Below are 17,937 nucleotides of genomic sequence, written 5' to 3'. Positions count from 1 at the left end.
CCTTAAAGGCTTAGCTCCTTGAAGAAATTAACCACCTTCTTGTAAATAACGCTCAACACGTTCCACTCGGCGCGGCTTTCCTCTAACAACTAGAGTATCTTGATCTTGTAATACCATATCTAATGCTGGTGACTCTGTTTCTACGTCACCTCGGTGTAAAGCAACAATATAAACGCGGCGCTGATCTAGCGCTAACGAAGCAAGTGATTTACCGCGAGCAAAAGAGTTGTTATTGATCTGTATTGCATGAGCGAATTCAATCCGGTCAATGGCCTCTGGGCTCATATCCGTTTGTTCACCCTGAAAAAATCCATGCAGGTGGTTATAGTGATTTTTACGCTCTTTTTGCACTCGGCGCATAATTCGAGAAAACGGTACCCCGGATAATGACAGAACTTGAGAAACCAACATCAAACTGCCTTCTAAACTTTCCGGTACAACTTCATTGGCTCCCGCCGCTTGTAATGCGTCGAGTTGGTCATCATTACGTGTCCTGACTAAAATAGGTACATCAGCATTCATACTTCTGACTTTTTGAATCACCTCAATCGATTGTTTATCATTACCAAAAGCAATAACCACTAGTTTAGCTTCAGCTAAATTAGCAGCATTGAGTACCTCTGCTTGACGACATGAACCAAATAGTACTTTTTCACCGGCTTCTCGAGCTTTTTGTGTACGCAACGGATCAACATCGATAGCGACAAAATCAATTTTATCTTGTTTTAAGAAGCGACTTACTGTTTGACCAATGCGACCAAAACCACAAATAATGACGTGATTTTCCAACACTTTGTTTTCAGGTAATTGTGATAAATCTAAGGTCTCCGCAGTTTTTTCTTGGCTTAAAAATAGCGCCCAAGATCGGGCATTGTTAATCATATAAGGGGTGATCGCCATACTAAGCACACCTGCACCAAGCAGCATAGAAGCAACATCAAGTGGTAATACCTGACTTTGACTGGCTAAAGCAATCAATACAAAGCCAAATTCGCCCATTTGCGCCAGCATTAGCCCAGATGCCCAAGCATCTTTACTTGACTCCCCTGCTTTGACTGCCAGCATTTTAATAACCATAACTTTAACCAACATAAAGCAGATCATCAAACTGACTAAACTTAATGGCGAGGATAATAATAAATTAACATCGAGTTTCATGCCGACGGTAATAAAAAACAGGCCTAAAAGAATATCACGGTAAGGTCTGATATCAGCTTCAAGTTGATGTTTATATTCACTTTCTCCTAGCATCATACCAGCTAGAAAAGCGCCTAATGCCATTGATAAACCAAACCATTGGGTGAAAGCGGCCGCCAATAGGGTTACTAATAAGGTGGTTAAAACAAAGAGCTCATCGGTACGGACTTGCGCAATGATATTAAAGACTTTTGGTAGTAACCATTTACCAACAAATAATAATAAGGTGACAACCACGACACCTTTCACCATAGCCAGCATTAACGCCCAAACCATGGTGCTCTGACTATCTAATGCCAACATAGGAATAATTATTAATAGCGGCACAACAGCAACATCTTGAAAAAGTAAAATGGCGACGGAAAGCTGCCCCGACTTTCGCTTCATGGCGCCACTCTCACTTAACTGCCTGATGACTATAGCCGTTGAAGAAAGCGCTAGTATGCCACCAACGACAAAAGCCGCAGAGAAACTTAAACCAAAAAACACTCCGGCAACCATGAAGACAAGCAGAGATATAGCAACTTGTAAACTGCCTACCGAGACCACTAAATGACGCATGGCCATTAGCCTAGGCAATGAGAATTCAAGCCCTAAGGTAAAGAGTAAGAAAACAATACCTAGCTCAGCAAAGTGATCATAATCAACTTGATCATTCGCAATGTTTAAGCCATGTTGACCAACGAGCATGCCAGCGACTAAATAAGCTAATATCGCTGGTAACTTTAATCGACGAAATAGCCATACCACGAAGACAGCACAGGTTAATATCGCAAGAATTTCAAAATAACCGCTCACACAACTTCCTTTATTTTGCTTTGTTAATTTCTAAGTATGAGCAATAGCTCAAAACTTGAGGTTATTTGCCAAGCGGCAATAATTTGCCGTCTCAGTGATCTTTCAAGGCAAAATAACGACTTGCCATAATTATAGTTTACCTAGCCTTAAAGTATTTTAACAACAAAAAAAACTACATTTCAATTAGTTAAAGTACGCTATTACATTAATAACCTATCTTTGCTCTAAAAAGTACCGGTATTGAAAAAAATGGTACATTTTTTGCTTTTATCTGTGTAGTGAAAAATAACGTCAAAATATGCTCTTTGAGCAATTAAGTTTTATCAATTGACGTTAATAGATAAAGTTAATGAGGTTGTTGTATGCAAACACTAAACGTACTTGATAATAGATTCTCACCGTTCAATACCTATAGTACATTGGGAACTGATGCGCATGTTGCTGAAACTTTTACTAATACTGTTTTCGATAAGCGTCAGATCTTAGCCTTTATGACACAATTACAAACCACACTCGATATAGATAAGCTATTAAATATTTTTGCCGTAGAAGCGGCACGCTACGTTGATTTTTCTGGGCTTTACTTTAAAAGCCAGAGCCTTAACAAGACGTTGCCTGGCAGCAGAAAAGCAAAAAAAGAGCGTCGTTTTGATTTGACAATTACCGATGATTTTATTGGTACCCTCAGTTACGGCATCAATAGCCCTATCAGTTTAACTAACTATAAAGTTTTACAGCAACTGCACCTATGTTTATTACACCCGCTTAGAAATGCCATTGCTTACCATGCGGCTATGCAACTTGCCATGCAAGATGCATTAACAGGCCTAGGAAATCGCCGTTATTTTGATGAGCAATTAAAACGTGCTATGCATAATGCTAATCGCCATCATAGTTTGGTAGGTTTAGTCTTAGGTGACTTAGATAAATTTAAAGCGATTAATGATGCTTATGGCCATGCAACTGGCGATTTAGTGTTGCGAGAATTTGCCAATGTGCTGCGCCAGTGTACTCGAAACTCAGACAGTATATTTAGATTTGGTGGTGATGAATTTGCCATTATCGTCGAGAATGCTGACGAGACTGCTTTAGCCATCATTGAAAATAGAATAAATTTAGCATTAACGACGAACATATTGTTAAGTAAATACCAGCTAGGTTGCAGTATAGGTACTACTTTTATGAATAGAGCTGATAATGAAATGAGTTTCTTTGAGCGCGCAGATGAAATTTTATACCGCAGTAAAATGCAAGCGGCTGCACACTTAAGCGTGGTATAGCTTGAAGTCAACCGTCGATAAACGGATTAGACTCTAACTATTTTCAGCCTTTAGTGCCTTAAATGCCTTAAATGCCACTTTACGTTCATTCGGAGTGGCATTGACTAAGAGTCGACAAAATCGAACCGCTTGGGCAAATGATTTTTCATCGACAGTAATTCCATCAACATTGGCCTTACTTAAGTATTGTAAAACAGCGATGAAATAGGCTTCATCTAAGAAGAACACCTTAGCATAGTGAGTAATCGCATCCGCTAATGAAGGATACAATACACCATCAAAACTAAAGGTTTCGCCTTCATCCAACTCAACATCAACCTCATCAAGCTCAATACCATTAGCCACCAATGGCCAACCTAAATAGTTGACTCTCTCCTTAGCAACTTCATACATAAACCAAGCACTTCGGGCAAAACCGGCAAAGCTTCCTTGCTCAAAGCCACTGTTCGCTAATTCTTGCTCAGTCCAATTAATACCGATAGCAAGGTCTTTTGCGTAGCGTTTTAATAACTGGCGCTTTACTTGCTCTTTGACTGCCCAAATGGAATTTTCATCGGCTTTGCTGGCAAGCTGTTGACACTCTTGGCACGTTGGCACAGATATCACGGGATGAGGGCATGAGCGTAACAAGTAGTTGTTACGCTCATTAGTAGGAATTGTACTCTCGGCAGGAACAATAAAACTTACTTGGCTAGGCTCACCACAAAACCAACAGCAATACCTTTTATTAAAAGGTGTTTCAGTAATGATTACTGCTGCTGGCTCTGCTGCGTGTACTGATGTTTCAGATACAAGGGGTGCTACCATATTGGTTTTACTACCAATTTTACTCATTGACTATGAGTGAGCCGTTCAACAAGGTTCTAGCGCTTTCTTTTAATTTTACTATTGTACTTGCTGTTAGTTTGCTCAGTTTTATTTTTCTGCTTTACTTTACCTTTAACATCTTTTTTAGCTAAGTTTTGATTTTTTTCTTGAGTAGCGCGATATCGATTCTTACTTTCACGCTTAACAGTTGCTTCTTGATAAGCTTCATTTTCTTGTCGATTAAACTCGTAACCGGGCACCACAATACGTTCAAATCGGCGACCGATAAGCTCTTCAATGTTTCCTAAAAAACGCTCATCTTTCGGGCTTACTAAAGAAATTGCCGTACCAGACTTACCTGCTCTGCCCGTACGACCAACGCGATGAACGTAATCTTCGGCAAGGAACGGTAAATGAAAGTTAACAACATAGCCAAGGTCTTCTATATCTAAGCCACGAGCAGCAACATCAGTTGCCACTAATACGCGTACCTTACCTTCTTTAAATTGCTCTAAGGCTTTATTTCTGGCGCCCTGAGTTTTGTCGCCATGACATAACGCGGCTTTAATACCGTCCAATTTAAGCTCTTTTGCTAAAAGGTTAGCACTTTCTTTGGTACCAGCAAAAACAAGCACTTGCTGCCAGTTGTTGACACCAATTAACTCAGAAAGTAATTCACGTTTACGCGCTTCACTTACCCAATATACCGATTGCTTTATTTTACCTGAGGTGGTGTTTTCTCTAGAAACGCTAATAGTTTTTGGCGTTTTTAACAATTGATTGGCTAATGTTTTTACCCGCTCAGAGAAAGTCGCTGAAAACATTAACGTTTGGTGTTTATGTTTAATTGCTAAAAGTAACTTTTCTATGTCGGTTAAAAAACCCATGTCTAGCATGCGATCTGCTTCATCAAGTACTAGAAATTTAACTTGTGATAAATCAACATTGTGTGAATTTAAATGCTCTAATAAACGCCCTGGTGTTGCCACTAATACATCAAGACCTTGCTTAAGCATATTAGTTTGTGAGGCCATTTTACCGCCACCATAAACCACACCTGTTTTTACTGGCAGGTATTGACTGAACTGCTTAATATTATCGTTAACTTGTTTAGCAAGTTCACGGGTTGGCGTTAATATCAAGGCACGAATCCCCTGACCTGATGCACTTTTTTCATTGTCCGCAGTAGTTGAACTGTGAGCCGCATGGTTGGCTTTAGCAATCGCATCTAAAATCGGTAAACTAAAAGCAGCAGTTTTTCCGGTACCAGTTTGTGCGCTCGCTAAAAGGTCAGTACCTCGGCGAATAACTGGAATTGCTTCTTGTTGAATTGGGGTTAAATTCTTATAACCACAGGCCTTAACCGCTTTTAATAAATCCGCTGATAAGCCAATTGCATCAACACTCATATGTCACCTAAACCCTAAAATAAACGCGTAAAAAACTGAAATAGTATAATTGGGCGGGATTATAATACAAATTGTTGTTAAAAGCAGAACTAGTCTTAATTAAAAGCAATTGAAATAACTTGTTGACTTGGCAGGCTATGAATCAGCGGAATAAAAATCCCCGACAAGCTGCCATCAATGATTTAAATAAGATGTGATCCTTTGACATTTTTAGCAAAAAAACAACTATCACAGGTTATGTGATTCGTAAGCTTGATGCCAACAAATAGAGAATCAGTAATTGTTCTACAGTTATATTTTTACTGTAGAACAATAATATCGTTATCTGTAGAACAGTGAAGTTACTAAATGACCAGCACTGTACTCATCCTGGCTAATTATTAGTAATAGGGGCGGCAACGCCAGCAGCAACATAAGGAATGACGCGCTCGATAACTCCGGCGATATCTAACTTGTTATCAAAATCATTTTGAGCAATATCAATCAAGGCTTCACTTGAAGACATAGTAAAAACAATAGTGCCCATGGTGAAGTGTAAACGCCAAAACATTTCTTCCGTTGTTAATTCTGGGTAAGCTATTTTTACCGCTTTGGTGAAATTGGTGAACACATTAGGATACTGGGTTGTTAAGAACCAGCGTAAAAAACCCTGACTGTCCGTGTAGCCACGGCCTAATAACTGCAAAAAGGTGCTGGTACCGTTTTCTTTAAACTCATTAAGCTTAAGTAACGGATCGATAAAGGCGTAAAATACCTCATGCAAAGTCGGTTTTTGCTCTGCTTGGCAAATTAATGACAGTGCTGACTCTAATTGTGGAGATAATTCATCCATATAACGAGACATCACCGCTTTGATTAACTCTTTTTTAGAGCCAAAATGATAATTCACCGCCGCTAAATTTACATTGGCTTGGCTGGTAATTTCTCTTAAAGATGTACCATTAAAACCTTTATCGGCAAAAAGTACATCGGCGGCATCTAATATTTTATTTTTGGTACTCATACTTCCACTTCTAACTGCTTGCTGTTTAACTTATTAAATACTAATAGCATTAAATATAAACAGCTAGTTTAAACACCCGTTTAAAATAGCGTATTCTTTGTAAATAGGTCAAGCTTTTATAAATGACGATATTATAAATATTTAAAATGTAGCGAACAAGAGCACTCTATTACAAAGTGTTACCTAATCTATACAGTAAAACACAGGCAGAGCATTTATCATTAAATCAGTTTCAAACAAGCAGTGATTTAACCAGTCGCTGCAGACCTTGACTCCCTTTTATACCATTGTTTTTGTTTATTATTGTTTTATATTTCTACCCTGTTTCATGTTGTAGTTTGCTCATTCATTTGAATGAGCTTTTTTTTGCCTGCAATTCGACATTTCCAGCCCTAAGTAACTATTTCCCTTATAAACTTTGTATCAAGCAAACATTTTTATATACTAGCGCCACCTAATAACTTATCTAATAACGATTATAAAAATGATACAGATTAAGAAAACATTCAAGTTTACCGGTCTTGCTTTAATTATTGCCGCTTCTTTAACCGCGTGTAATCAAGGCTCTAGTCAACAAGCCACCGCAGAACAAGCGACTACGGCCACAACTCAAACAGCACTAACCTCAGCCGACGCGCAAAAATTCTTAGATGATGTTGCTAAAGAAATGGTTGTTATGAACCTAGAAGGTTCACGTGCAGCATGGATATATGCTAACTTCATCACTGAAGATACTGCTGCCTTAGCTGCAGATGCCGATCAAAAATCCACTGATGCTGGTGTCAGATACGCCATGAAAGCAGCTACTTTTGATAAGGTAGCGGTTAACGACATACAACGTCGCCAATTAAACATTTTAAAACAAAGCTTAGTTATGCCTGCGCCACAAGACTCAGCGAAGTCTGCTGAACTTGCCAGCATTGGCGCTAAGCTTGGCAGCATGTATGGCACAGGTAGCTATACCACCAAAGCGGGTGAGAAACTTAGTTTAGGTGATATGACAGCTAAGATGGCTAATTCTCGTGATTACGATGAATTACTTGAGCTGTGGTCAGGCTGGCGTGAAATTAGTCCAGAAATGAAACCACTTTATACCCGCCAAGCAGAGCTTGCCAATGAAGGTGCGAAAGGCCTTGGTTATAAAGACTTAGGTGCTATGTGGCGTTCAAATTATGATATGCCTGCCGATGAGTTTGCTAAAGAACTAGATAGACTTTGGGGACAAGTTAAGCCGTTATATGATGACTTACATTGTTATGTAAGAACTGAGTTAGGAGAAACTTACGGTACTGATAAAGTAGCCCAAGACAAGCCTATTCCAGCGCATTTACTAGGTAATATGTGGGCACAATCTTGGGGCAACATTTACGACTTAGTTGCACCAGAAGATGCTGATCCTGGTTATGATATTACTAAACAATTAGCCATTCATAATTATGATGAAGTAGACATGGTTCGCGGTGCGGAGAAATTCTTTACTTCACTTGGTTTTGACGCTTTACCAGAAACTTTTTATAGCCGCTCATTATTTACTAAACCGGCAGATAGAGACGTAGCTTGTCACGCCAGCGCATGGGATCTTGATGCTAAAGACGATATTCGCATCAAGATGTGTATCCAAAAAACAGGTGAAGAGTTCAACGTTATCCATCATGAGTTAGGGCACAATTTCTACCAACGTGCTTATAAAGACCAACCGGTATTCTTCCAAAACAGTGCCAATGACGGTTTCCATGAAGCTATCGGTGATACGATTGCTTTATCTGTTACCCCTAAATACTTAAAAGAAATTGGTTTAATCGATACCATTCCTGATGAATCAAAAGACATTGGTTTATTAATGAAGCAAGCCCTTGATAAGATTGCCTTTATTCCATTTGGCTTGATGGTTGATCAATGGCGTTGGAAAGTTTACTCAGGTGAAATCACCCCTGAAAACTACAACACTTCATGGTGGGAATTACGTGAGAAGTATCAAGGTGTAGCAGCTCCTATTGATCGTGATGCTAATGCATTCGATCCCGGTGCTAAATACCACGTACCCGGTGGTGTTCCGTATAGCCGTTATTTCTTAGCACACATTCAACAATTTGAATTCCATCGTGCTTTATGTGAAATTTCAGGTAATACTGACCCAATTCACCGCTGTTCAATTTACAACTCAAAAGAAGCCGGTGCTGCACTTAATACCATGCTAGAAATGGGTTCAAGCCAACCGTGGCAACAAGCTTACAAGGTTATTACTGGCAGTGAGCAAATGGATGCTAGTGCTATTTTAGATTACTTCGCACCATTACACGTTTGGTTGAAAAACAAAAACCAAGGTAAACAATGTGGTTTTTAATGCTTAAGCATTAAAATATTAATTGTTGACTAATAGCTACTGATTAACCTTGTTCATCTAAACAAGGTTAATCTAAACCGGCTTTACTTAATAAAAACAGTCTAAACATGAGTCACTAAAAAGCCCCGTTATCTTAGGTATTAACCTTAAAATAACGGGGCTTTTTTATACTTAGCTGACTATTCAGCGAGCTTTAACAAGCTTAGAGGCAAGGCATTTATTGCAGGTAATGGAACTCATTACCAAAATAAACTATACCGAAACAAAGGCCGCATATAACCTTTTACCCTCTTATTAGGTAATCACTCTATAAAATGCTAGCTCATATGCACTAACATATGAGCTGGCTTCTCAAGGAATGACTTCCATAGGTTACAAAAACGGGCAATAGTACCACCATCAATAACTCTATGATCGCCAGACCAGCTCACTTGCATAATACTGCGCGCTTCGACTTCACCTTGCTCATTAAAGCGTGGTAATTTTTGTAATTTACCCAAAGCAACGATAGCCACTTCCGGCTTATTGATAATAGGCGTTGCTACAGTGCCACCTATTGCGCCAATGTTAGAAATGGTGATAGTACCACCTTTCAAATCTTCACTAGCGACACGACCACTACGGGCATCATTGGTTAAACGCATAATATCGTTAGCTAGCTCTAATATTGATTTAGTTTGTACCTGTTTAATATTAGGTACAAGTAAGCCAACTTTAGAATCAACCGCCATACCAATATTGTGATCGTCAAAGTAAGTTAGCTCGGTGCAGTCGTCATTCACTTTAGTGTTAACCAAAGGATACTCTTTAATCGCTAATGACATAGCTTTCATAAAGAACGGCATCATAGTTAATTTAATATCTTGCTTGGCGTAAACTTCTTTTAGCTCTGTACGTAAAGCGATAAGTTCTGTTAAGTCAATTTCTTCACAGTAAGTAAAGTGCGGAATAGTGCTGACACTATTTTGCATTGCTGTTGCCATGATCTTTTTAATACCGCGAATGGGCTCAACTCTTGTATTGCCAATAACAGTGCTGCCTGCAACACCAGGTGTAACACATTGACCATTTTGACTATGAGCTAAAACATCATCTTTATAAACGCGGCCTTTTTTGCCACTGCCCGCAACTTGATGAATGTTAATATCAAGCTCACGCGCAACGCGTCTAACCGCAGGGCTAGCTAATGCTTTACCTGTGGTGGTTTTATTAGTGTTATCAACTTTTGCATCATTCATTGTAGATGCTACTGGGCTAGCAACTGATGCTTGTGCAACAGCTACTTTTGCTTCTGGCTCAGCGGTAACTACAGCGGCTTCACTGCTGCTTTCTTCATCCGTAGTCATAGAAAAAAGTGGTGAATGCACTTTGGCAATTTCACCTTGTTTATAATACAGCTTTTGCACAACACCTGAATACATGGCAGGAATTTGTACTAAGGCTTTATCTGTCATTACATCAGCAATTGGCTGATCTTCAACAATAGTTTCACCTTCTTTAACTAACCACTCGACGAGTTCACACTCAACGATACCTTCGCCAATATCAGGTAATATAAAATCAATACTCATGTGCTTTTTCCTGTTAATAGGGATTTATACCAATATCACTAATTTTTCGATCATTTCTACTGGTTAAAACAACCAACTACTGCGTTATTTATTCAATAATTAGAACAACTAGTTATTAGAATAAATGCCTTGTATTTGGTCGTTTTATTTACGTATAAAGTTGACCACCTAATTAATGAAACTGGTATTATCGTTAAAAGTTAACGGTCTTTTTAATGGCTTCATATACTTTGAGGTGATCGCTAACATACTCTTTTTCTAACGCTAATGGGTATGGCGTATCGAGTCCACATACTCGAGCAATAGGCGACTCTAGATGTAAGAAACATTCACTTTGAATAGTCGCGGCAATTTCACTGGCGAAACCTGCAGTTAATGGTGCTTCTTGACTGATAAGTAAACGCCCTGTTTTCATAACAGAGTTGCTAATAGTTTCAATGTCCCATGGTAAAATGGTACGCAAATCTACTACTTCACATGAAATACCATCGTTGCTTGCCATTTGCGCGGCTTTTTCAATGATTTCCATTTGTGCGCCCCAAGCGAGTAAGGTGATATCCGTTCCCGTTTGTACCACTTCAGCTTTACCTAGTGGTAACTGATAATCTTCCTCTGGCACTTCACCAACCGAGGCGCGATATAAACGTTTCGGCTCAAAGAAGATCACTGGGTTATCATCACGAATCGAGGCAAGCAATAAGCCTTTAGCTTGGTATGGATTACGAGGAATAACGACCTTTAAACCTGGAGTATGAGCAAAATAAGCTTCTGGAGATTGGCTATGGTATAAACCACCGGCAATACCGCCGCCGTATGGAGTACGAATAGTCAGTTTACCGACATTAAATTCATTGCCGGTACGGTAACGAAATTTAGCTGCTTCATTGACGATTTGATCAAAGGCAGGAAAGATATAATCAGCAAATTGAATTTCAGCAATAGCAACACTGCCTTGAGCGGCTAAACCATTGGCAAAACCAATAATGCCCTGCTCTACTAACGGGGTATTGAAACAACGTGCTTTACCATACTTCTCTTGTAAGCCACTAGTGGCACGAAAAACACCGCCAAAATGACCAACATCTTCACCAAAACATACCGTGCGGTCATTTTCCGCCATGGCAATATCAAGTGCGCTATTAATAGCATGTAATAAATTAATTTGCGCCATGGTTAGAGTTTCCCTGCTGCTGTAGTTAGGTAAGCTTCATGAAAGTCAGTGTTGATATCACACACTTGGTCAATATATATTTGCACCATGATTAAAATTTCCCTGCAGCTGTAGTTGGATAGGCTTCATGAAGGTCAGTGTTGATAACACACACATTATCAGTATAAATTTTCGTCATGATTAAAATTTCCCGGCGGTAAATGGATATGCTTCTGGGTATTTTTTGACGTGAACTTTCACTTCATCTAACTGTGCTTGAAGTTGTGCTGATGGCACATCATAAACATCGGTGATCATGGTATCTATGTGCGGCTTATCTATTTTCTCTGCCACTTTTACTGCCGCTAACACTTGTTCTCTATACTGCTCGTACAAAGCTGTTTCTTGTGCTTCATCCCACCAGTTTTGCTTCAACATCCAGTTTTTCATGCGCAAAATAGGATCATTACTTTGCCATTTAGCTTCTTCTTCTTTTGTTCGATAACCTGATGGGTCATCTGAGGTAGAATGTGCGCCAAGACGATAAGACATAGCTTCGATTAATACCGGTTTACTTTCTTTTACCGCATAAGCGCGAGCAATTTGTGTTGCTTTTAGTACCGCTAGAATATCGTTGCCATCAATACGAATGGTTTTAATACCATAACCAACACCACGCGAAGCAATGCCGTTACCTCTAAACTGCTCTTCGGATGGCGTTGAAATGGCATAACCATTGTTTCGACAGAAAAAAATAACTGGCACCTCTTGTACTGCCGCCATATTTAAACCGGCATGGAAGTCACCTTCTGACGCAGCCCCTTCACCAAAGTAGCAAATAGTAACTGCATCAAGTCCTTGTAATTTTTGCCCATAAGCATAACCGGTTGCTTGCGGTATTTGTGTGGCAAGTGTCGATGATACGGTCATACAATTCAGCGCTTTAGAGCCATAGTGTATGGGCATTTGACGGCCTTTACCTAAATCTTCAGCATTACTAAACAGTTGGTTCATAAAATTTTCAAGGCTAAAGCCACGATACATTAAGGCACCCTGTTCACGATATTGCATCATGATCATATCTTGCGGCTCTAACCCCGCAGCACCACCAACGCTGGCAGCTTCTTCACCTAAAGCTGTCATGTAAAAGCTTAAACGCCCTTGGCGCTGCGAAGCTACCATGCGTTCATCTAATACACGATGAAAGGCTAGCGTCTGATATATTTTTGTCGCTAATGTTTGGTCAATATCAGGTAAATCAGCACCCGGATAGGTGGTGCCATCTTGATGTAAAATTCTCAATTCAGGAATTTCAACACTGTGGCCATCGATAAAAGTAGGCTGATGCACTACCGGTCCATCATTATAAATTTCTGTGCTCATAACGTTCTCTTCTTTTTACTCTAACGCGCAAGATGTTGCGGCTAAAGTCTGCGAAAGTTGATACCAAGTCGATGATATTAGAAAGTTTAATCAACTTGGTATTAGCTAGGCTTAATTTTTTGTTTTTAGTATAGCTAATTTATACCTATGCCTAAGTAAAGTAAGGCGTGCCATAATAGTCAATTTACTTTACCTTTACGTCAACTGACAATCAATAAACAAAGACAATAAGTTACTATGTGCACAATAGAAAGTGAGCAATATTCTTTACAGTGAGATTAACGTAATGAAGTGGTGGCAATTAATGAAAAAAAAGAGTTATTACTAAGGGGTGTAATAACTCTTATATAGCAGAGTTCTAGAGTCCTGCTGCTTTGAATGAAGCGCTGACAATAGCTTGTGCTTCACTGATAATTTTTTGCAGATGATCATCATCGATAAAGCTCTCTGCATAGATTTTATAAATTTCTTCCGTACCTGAAGGACGCGCAGCAAACCAACCATTATCAGTCACTACTTTTATGCCTCCTATGGCAGCACCGTTGCCAGGCGCATGGGAAAGTACTTGAATAATTTTATCACCGGCAAGAATGTCGGCACTAACATCATCTTTTGATAGCGCAGTCAATACACGTTTTTGCTCAAATGATGCCACCGCTTCAACTCGACCATAACATGGTTGTCCTAAGGTTGTAGCCAGCTCAAGGTAATATTGGTAAGGGTCTTTGCCAGTAACAGCAAGAATTTCTGCTGCTAATAAAGCTAAGATAAAACCATCTTTATCTGTGGTCCAAGTACTGCCATCACGCGCTAAGAAAGAAGCACCGGCACTTTCTTCTCCGCCAAAAGCATAACTTGCATCGGCTAAACCATCAACAAACCACTTAAAACCAACGGGTACTTCTGATAAGGGTAAAGACAGCTGGTTAGCAACACGGTCAATCAGTGAGCTGGATACTAAAGTCTTGCCTATCTTACAGCTTTTTGGCCAATTTCTATGGGTCATTAAGTAATGAATGGCGACAGCGAGGTAATGATTAGGATTCATCAAACCGCCACTCGGGGTAACGATACCGTGGCGATCAAAGTCGGGGTCATTACCAACACTGATATCAAAATCATCTTTCATGGCGATTAAGCCAGCCATAGCGTATTTTGAAGAACAGTCCATGCGAATCTTGCCGTCTTTATCCAGTGACATAAAAGCAAAGCTAGCATCGACAACTTCATTAACTACCTTAATTTTAAGGTCATATTGCTGAGCAATCACCGGCCAATAATCAATGCCTGAGCCGCCAAGCGGGTCAACACCTATAGTTACTCCGGCTTTGGCAATAGCCTGCATATCAATCACTTGGTCAAGTTGGGTAACATAATGATTAATAAAGTCTTCTTTAACGAGTAAAGGGGATTGTAATGCTTGCTGGTAAGATAGCTGCTTTATAGCCACTGAGTTAGCGGCAATTAATTCATTAGCACGCTGTTCAATTTTTTTCGTGATGTCACATTCAGCAGGACCGCCATGAGGAGGGTTATATTTAATACCGCCATCGCTAGGTGGATTATGTGAAGGAGTGATCACCAGACCATCGGCAATGTTATTAGCGTCTGATTTATTATGGCAAATAATTAAGCGTGAAATAACCGGCGTTGGCGTAAAGCCCTTTCCTGATAATGCGTCACTTTGTATAACAACATTAACACCATTGGCAATAAGTACCGAGATAGCACTAGCAAAAGCCGGCTCAGATAACGCATGGGTATCTTTACCTAAAAACAGCGGACCATTAATGCCATTATCTTGGCGATACTCAGCGATAGCCTGACATATAGCAATAATATGCTGTTCATTGAAACTACGCTTGCTGGCACTGCCACGATGACCTGAGGTACCAAAACTAACTTGCTCTGCTGCTAAGCTAACATCTGGAGTCTGGGTAAAGTAGTCACTAACTAGCTGACCAATATTAATTCTATCTTGAGGACGAACAGGTTTACCGGCAAAAGCATGAACACTCATATTTTCTTCTTAATGATTAATGGCAATTAGTTAGAGTCTCTACGCGTTTAGTTAGAGTAACTCACGAATTTTCTCAACATCTATATCACTATAACCTAATGAAATTGAGGCTTTAGTTAACATCATTTTTTTACGTGTGGTGTTAGAGTTAGTAATAACCCAAAAAGGACTTTCCGGTATTTGGCGAGGTTTAGTACTACTACCACTTTCTGCTAATTTATTTTCACTGTTAGCAAAATACAAGCGATCACGGCCACTTATCTCAGTGACTACGCCAAACTGCTCAGGGTGAGCACGATATAACGCCGCGAGGATTAATAAAAATCGTCCGACAGCGCCGCGTTGCATGGCTAGCTCTTCTTTATTAATAAAGTTAAACACTGTCTCATGACTCTCAGTCACCGCTTTAACAAGCTTAACCGCCTCTGGCTTTATAATTTTCGCAGTTTTAATGCTCACTACAGGCTGGTCGACTTTAAGGGAGACTTCGACCTTATCTGAAATTTCATTAACGGTAACGGCTGCAGCAGTGGTTTCTAAGCTTTTGTTTTCAAGACCAAAATTTAACAAACGACGTAAAATTGCAGAAGCACTTTCACCAATATATTGGGTGTTCTTGGCAATGTATTGATAAAGTTCTTCATCTATTTCGATGTTTTTCATTGTTACCCTTAACTTAAAGAATTCGCGGCAGATTATATAGGGAAATGACTGTCGGTTGAACTGATTTATTTGCAAATAGTCGGTAAAAACATGACAATATTGTCAATAATGATCAAATACAAACTAACTAAACAATGACAAAACAACCCGCAATACTTAACTATAAACAAACTGGCACTGGCGAACACCTTGTGCTTATCCATGGTTTATTTGGTAGCTTAGAAAATCTCAATATGGTGGCCAAATCATTAAGTAACTCTTATTGTGTCACCAGTGTTGATGTAAGAAACCATGGTAATTCGTTTCATGCAAGCTCCATGGAATACCCTGAATTAGCACAAGATATTATCAATTTATTAGACCATTTAAACATTGATACTTGTCTTTTACTTGGACATTCTATGGGTGGAAAAATAGCGATTCAAGTCGCTATAGATCAGCCACAGCGAATAAGAAAATTACTTATTGCTGACATTGCTCCTGTTAGTTACCCACCACATCATTTAGAGATAATAAAAGGTTTGCAAGCAATCGATTTATCCAAGGTGATGAAGCGAAAGGATGCAGATGATCAACTTGCGCCCTTTGTCGACAACCTAGGTGTTAGACAATTTTTATTGCGCAATTTAGCGCTCAATAGCCAAGGTGAATTTAGCTTTAAATGTAGCCTTAGCAACATTAGTTTATGCTACCCACAAATAATGAAAGCCAATGAATTAGCTGCCAACCAAGCCGCTTATAACGGACCAACATTGTTTATCAAGGGTGGTCAATCAGATTATATTTTACCTGAGCATAGAGCGGCTATTGCAAAGTTATTACCTAACAGTAAAGCAAAAATAATCCAAGGTGCTGGCCATTGGCTGCATGCTGAGAAAACCCTAGCCTTTAACAAGATTGTTGTCGACTTCATCAATAGTTAACGGCTGGTAAATATTTATAAAAACACAAGTTCCCCCCGTCGACTTGACTATCATTGATGAAGATCAAAATTCTTAGTGCCAACACACGCTATTGTTGTTATTTGCTGAGCTTATTTAGCCATTAGTCATAAATGCTAATGGTATGGCGGAGATGATATGCTATAATCCCGCCAATTTTTTGGCCTTAATGTTTTTGGCCTTAGTGTATAAGAAACAATCAACCACTATGCTAGTAGAACATTTTGAGCTTATTGAGGCCATCGGCCTGAATTTATTTTTCCTTTTTATCTTTGGTTTTATCGGCTTATCTATTCATGGTGTGATGAATGAAAACGATGTGCCCAAAATGGGTAAAATGGTGGTATACAGTGTTTTATTTGCTGGCTGTGCCGGTTTTATTGCTAAGGCTATTATCCAGTTTATCTGGGAAAGCCAGGGTGTGGGTTAACTCATGGCAAAAGAAATATCTGATTTAACCACTATTGACTTATTCAATAATGAAAAACGCCCTGGACGCCCAAAAACGAACCCAAACTCTCGTAGCGTGCAAATAAAGATAAATAAGCGAAATCAAGTTAAACGTGATAAAAACAATGGCTTAAAACGCGTTGAGTTTAAGGTTCATCACAGTTTATTCGAACAATTAGAGCAATTAGCTAAAACTCAACAAATGAGTCGAAGTGAATTAATAGAGGCGCTGCTAATAGAATCATTAGCCGCACACGTTAAGTAATTTTTAAGAAAGCATTATAAGGTAAAAATCCATGGCAATCGTAGGTTTATTCTTCGGCAGTGATACCGGCAATACTGAAGCAATTGGAAAAATGATCCAGAAAAAACTTGGCAAGCAAATGGTTGATGTGAAAGACATTGCCAAAAGCACTAAAGAAGAAATCGCTGAGTTTGATCTACTGATTTTAGGTATCCCTACTTGGTACTATGGTGAAAACCAATGTGATTGGGATGACTTCTTACCTGATTTAGAAGAAATTGATTTCACTGACAAATTAGTTGCCATCTATGGTTTAGGTGACCAAGAAGATTACGCTGAATACTTCTGTGATGCGATGGAGCCATTACGTGATATCGTTGAGAGCAAAGGCGCTATCGTTGTTGGTAACTGGTCAACCGAAGGCTATGAGTTTGAAGCTTCAAAAGCCCTTGTCGATGAAAATACCTTTATTGGCTTATGTGTTGACGAAGACAGACAAAGTGAATTAACTGAAGAGCGTGTTGATAAATGGCTCGTGCAATTAAATGATGAAATGTGTTTGGCTGAATTTGCTGAATAACCTTATTTCAATCATGGAAATAATAGAAAAAAAGCCCATTAATTGGGCTTTTTTTTTAGTTTTTTCAAACAAAACTAAAAATTTCATCAAAGAATAA

Annotated in this window: 15 protein-coding genes; 6 read left to right on the top strand and 9 right to left on the bottom strand. The window is 39.3% G+C overall.

Features of this window, described 5'->3' with window-relative positions; all coding sequences use genetic code 11:
* Positions 1-27 precede the first annotated feature (27 nt).
* Positions 28-1,995, bottom strand: a complete 1,968-nt coding sequence (locus HRT55_RS11210; RefSeq protein WP_291621270.1) for a monovalent cation:proton antiporter family protein — start codon at positions 1,993-1,995, stop codon at positions 28-30.
* A gap of 362 nt (positions 1,996-2,357) precedes the next feature.
* Between HRT55_RS11210 and HRT55_RS11205 the strand changes: the two genes are divergently transcribed.
* Complete coding sequence (locus HRT55_RS11205) at positions 2,358-3,275, top strand: GGDEF domain-containing protein (protein ID WP_291621267.1); 918 nt, start codon at positions 2,358-2,360, stop codon at positions 3,273-3,275.
* A gap of 33 nt (positions 3,276-3,308) precedes the next feature.
* Here HRT55_RS11205 and HRT55_RS11200 read toward each other — a convergent pair whose 3' ends face one another.
* The 3 genes from HRT55_RS11200 to HRT55_RS11190 all read right to left on the bottom strand — a co-directional run bounded on the left by HRT55_RS11200 (position 3,309) and on the right by HRT55_RS11190 (position 6,494).
* Positions 3,309-4,109 carry a hypothetical protein gene (locus HRT55_RS11200; protein WP_291621265.1) on the bottom strand — a complete coding sequence of 267 codons (801 nt, stop codon included), beginning with the start codon at positions 4,107-4,109 and terminating at the stop codon, positions 3,309-3,311.
* 29 nt (positions 4,110-4,138) lie between these two features.
* A complete protein-coding gene (locus HRT55_RS11195; protein ID WP_291621262.1) occupies positions 4,139-5,491 on the bottom strand; it encodes a DEAD/DEAH box helicase in 1,353 nt (450 codons plus the stop codon).
* 373 nt (positions 5,492-5,864) lie between these two features.
* Positions 5,865-6,494, bottom strand: a complete 630-nt coding sequence (locus HRT55_RS11190) for a TetR/AcrR family transcriptional regulator (protein ID WP_291611022.1) — start codon at positions 6,492-6,494, stop codon at positions 5,865-5,867.
* 484 nt (positions 6,495-6,978) lie between these two features.
* On the opposite strand from HRT55_RS11190, the gene HRT55_RS11185 reads away from it, so the two are divergent.
* Entirely contained in the window at positions 6,979-8,838 is a 1,860-nt protein-coding gene (locus tag HRT55_RS11185) for a M2 family metallopeptidase (protein WP_291621260.1), read from the top strand.
* 317 nt (positions 8,839-9,155) lie between these two features.
* Here HRT55_RS11185 and HRT55_RS11180 read toward each other — a convergent pair whose 3' ends face one another.
* The 5 genes from HRT55_RS11180 to seqA form a co-directional block, all read right to left on the bottom strand.
* A complete protein-coding gene (locus HRT55_RS11180) occupies positions 9,156-10,409 on the bottom strand; it encodes a dihydrolipoyllysine-residue acetyltransferase (RefSeq protein WP_291621258.1) in 1,254 nt (417 codons plus the stop codon).
* A 193-nt stretch (positions 10,410-10,602) separates the two neighbouring features.
* Entirely contained in the window at positions 10,603-11,580 is a 978-nt protein-coding gene (locus tag HRT55_RS11175) for a transketolase C-terminal domain-containing protein (RefSeq protein WP_291621256.1), read from the bottom strand.
* Positions 11,581-11,760: 180 nt separating this feature from the next.
* Positions 11,761-12,942, bottom strand: a complete 1,182-nt coding sequence (locus HRT55_RS11170) for a thiamine pyrophosphate-dependent dehydrogenase E1 component subunit alpha (RefSeq protein WP_291621254.1) — start codon at positions 12,940-12,942, stop codon at positions 11,761-11,763.
* Positions 12,943-13,300: 358 nt separating this feature from the next.
* A complete protein-coding gene (gene pgm / locus HRT55_RS11165; RefSeq protein ID WP_291621252.1) occupies positions 13,301-14,962 on the bottom strand; it encodes a phosphoglucomutase (alpha-D-glucose-1,6-bisphosphate-dependent) in 1,662 nt (553 codons plus the stop codon).
* Between the two features lie 51 nt (positions 14,963-15,013).
* Positions 15,014-15,625 (bottom strand): replication initiation negative regulator SeqA, encoded by a 612-nt coding sequence (gene seqA, locus HRT55_RS11160; protein WP_291621250.1) that lies wholly within the window; start codon positions 15,623-15,625, stop codon positions 15,014-15,016.
* 134 nt (positions 15,626-15,759) lie between these two features.
* Between seqA and HRT55_RS11155 the strand changes: the two genes are divergently transcribed.
* The 4 genes from HRT55_RS11155 to fldA all read left to right on the top strand — a co-directional run bounded on the left by HRT55_RS11155 (position 15,760) and on the right by fldA (position 17,840).
* Positions 15,760-16,548, top strand: coding sequence for an alpha/beta fold hydrolase (locus HRT55_RS11155; RefSeq protein ID WP_291621248.1), 789 nt, complete (start codon positions 15,760-15,762; stop codon positions 16,546-16,548).
* A 226-nt stretch (positions 16,549-16,774) separates the two neighbouring features.
* A complete protein-coding gene (locus HRT55_RS11150; RefSeq protein WP_291621333.1) occupies positions 16,775-16,996 on the top strand; it encodes a DUF2788 domain-containing protein in 222 nt (73 codons plus the stop codon).
* Between the two features lie 3 nt (positions 16,997-16,999).
* Positions 17,000-17,281, top strand: a complete 282-nt coding sequence (ybfE, locus tag HRT55_RS11145) for a LexA regulated protein (protein ID WP_291621246.1) — start codon at positions 17,000-17,002, stop codon at positions 17,279-17,281.
* A 31-nt stretch (positions 17,282-17,312) separates the two neighbouring features.
* Positions 17,313-17,840 (top strand): flavodoxin FldA, encoded by a 528-nt coding sequence (fldA, locus tag HRT55_RS11140; protein ID WP_291621244.1) that lies wholly within the window; start codon positions 17,313-17,315, stop codon positions 17,838-17,840.
* Positions 17,841-17,937 lie beyond the last annotated feature (97 nt).

The organism is Colwellia sp. (assembly GCF_013214175.1).
Lineage (GTDB): Bacteria > Pseudomonadota > Gammaproteobacteria > Enterobacterales > Alteromonadaceae > Colwellia.
Note: the sequence above shows the minus strand (reverse complement) of the source record. Positions and strands in the feature narration are given on the sequence as shown.

Coding starts and splice junctions, on each gene's coding strand:
- HRT55_RS11195 (WP_291621262.1), bottom strand. CDS start 5,491: ATGAGTGTTGATGCAATTGGCTTATCAGCGGATTTATTAAAAGCGGTT.
- HRT55_RS11185 (WP_291621260.1), top strand. CDS start 6,979: ATGATACAGATTAAGAAAACATTCAAGTTTACCGGTCTTGCTTTAATT.
- pgm (WP_291621252.1), bottom strand. CDS start 14,962: ATGAGTGTTCATGCTTTTGCCGGTAAACCTGTTCGTCCTCAAGATAGA.
- HRT55_RS11180 (WP_291621258.1), bottom strand. CDS start 10,409: ATGAGTATTGATTTTATATTACCTGATATTGGCGAAGGTATCGTTGAG.
- seqA (WP_291621250.1), bottom strand. CDS start 15,625: ATGAAAAACATCGAAATAGATGAAGAACTTTATCAATACATTGCCAAG.
- HRT55_RS11150 (WP_291621333.1), top strand. CDS start 16,775: ATGCTAGTAGAACATTTTGAGCTTATTGAGGCCATCGGCCTGAATTTA.
- HRT55_RS11205 (WP_291621267.1), top strand. CDS start 2,358: ATGCAAACACTAAACGTACTTGATAATAGATTCTCACCGTTCAATACC.
- HRT55_RS11200 (WP_291621265.1), bottom strand. CDS start 4,109: ATGAGTAAAATTGGTAGTAAAACCAATATGGTAGCACCCCTTGTATCT.
- HRT55_RS11190 (WP_291611022.1), bottom strand. CDS start 6,494: ATGAGTACCAAAAATAAAATATTAGATGCCGCCGATGTACTTTTTGCC.
- HRT55_RS11170 (WP_291621254.1), bottom strand. CDS start 12,942: ATGAGCACAGAAATTTATAATGATGGACCGGTAGTGCATCAGCCTACT.
- HRT55_RS11175 (WP_291621256.1), bottom strand. CDS start 11,580: ATGGCGCAAATTAATTTATTACATGCTATTAATAGCGCACTTGATATT.
- HRT55_RS11155 (WP_291621248.1), top strand. CDS start 15,760: ATGACAAAACAACCCGCAATACTTAACTATAAACAAACTGGCACTGGC.
- fldA (WP_291621244.1), top strand. CDS start 17,313: ATGGCAATCGTAGGTTTATTCTTCGGCAGTGATACCGGCAATACTGAA.
- ybfE (WP_291621246.1), top strand. CDS start 17,000: ATGGCAAAAGAAATATCTGATTTAACCACTATTGACTTATTCAATAAT.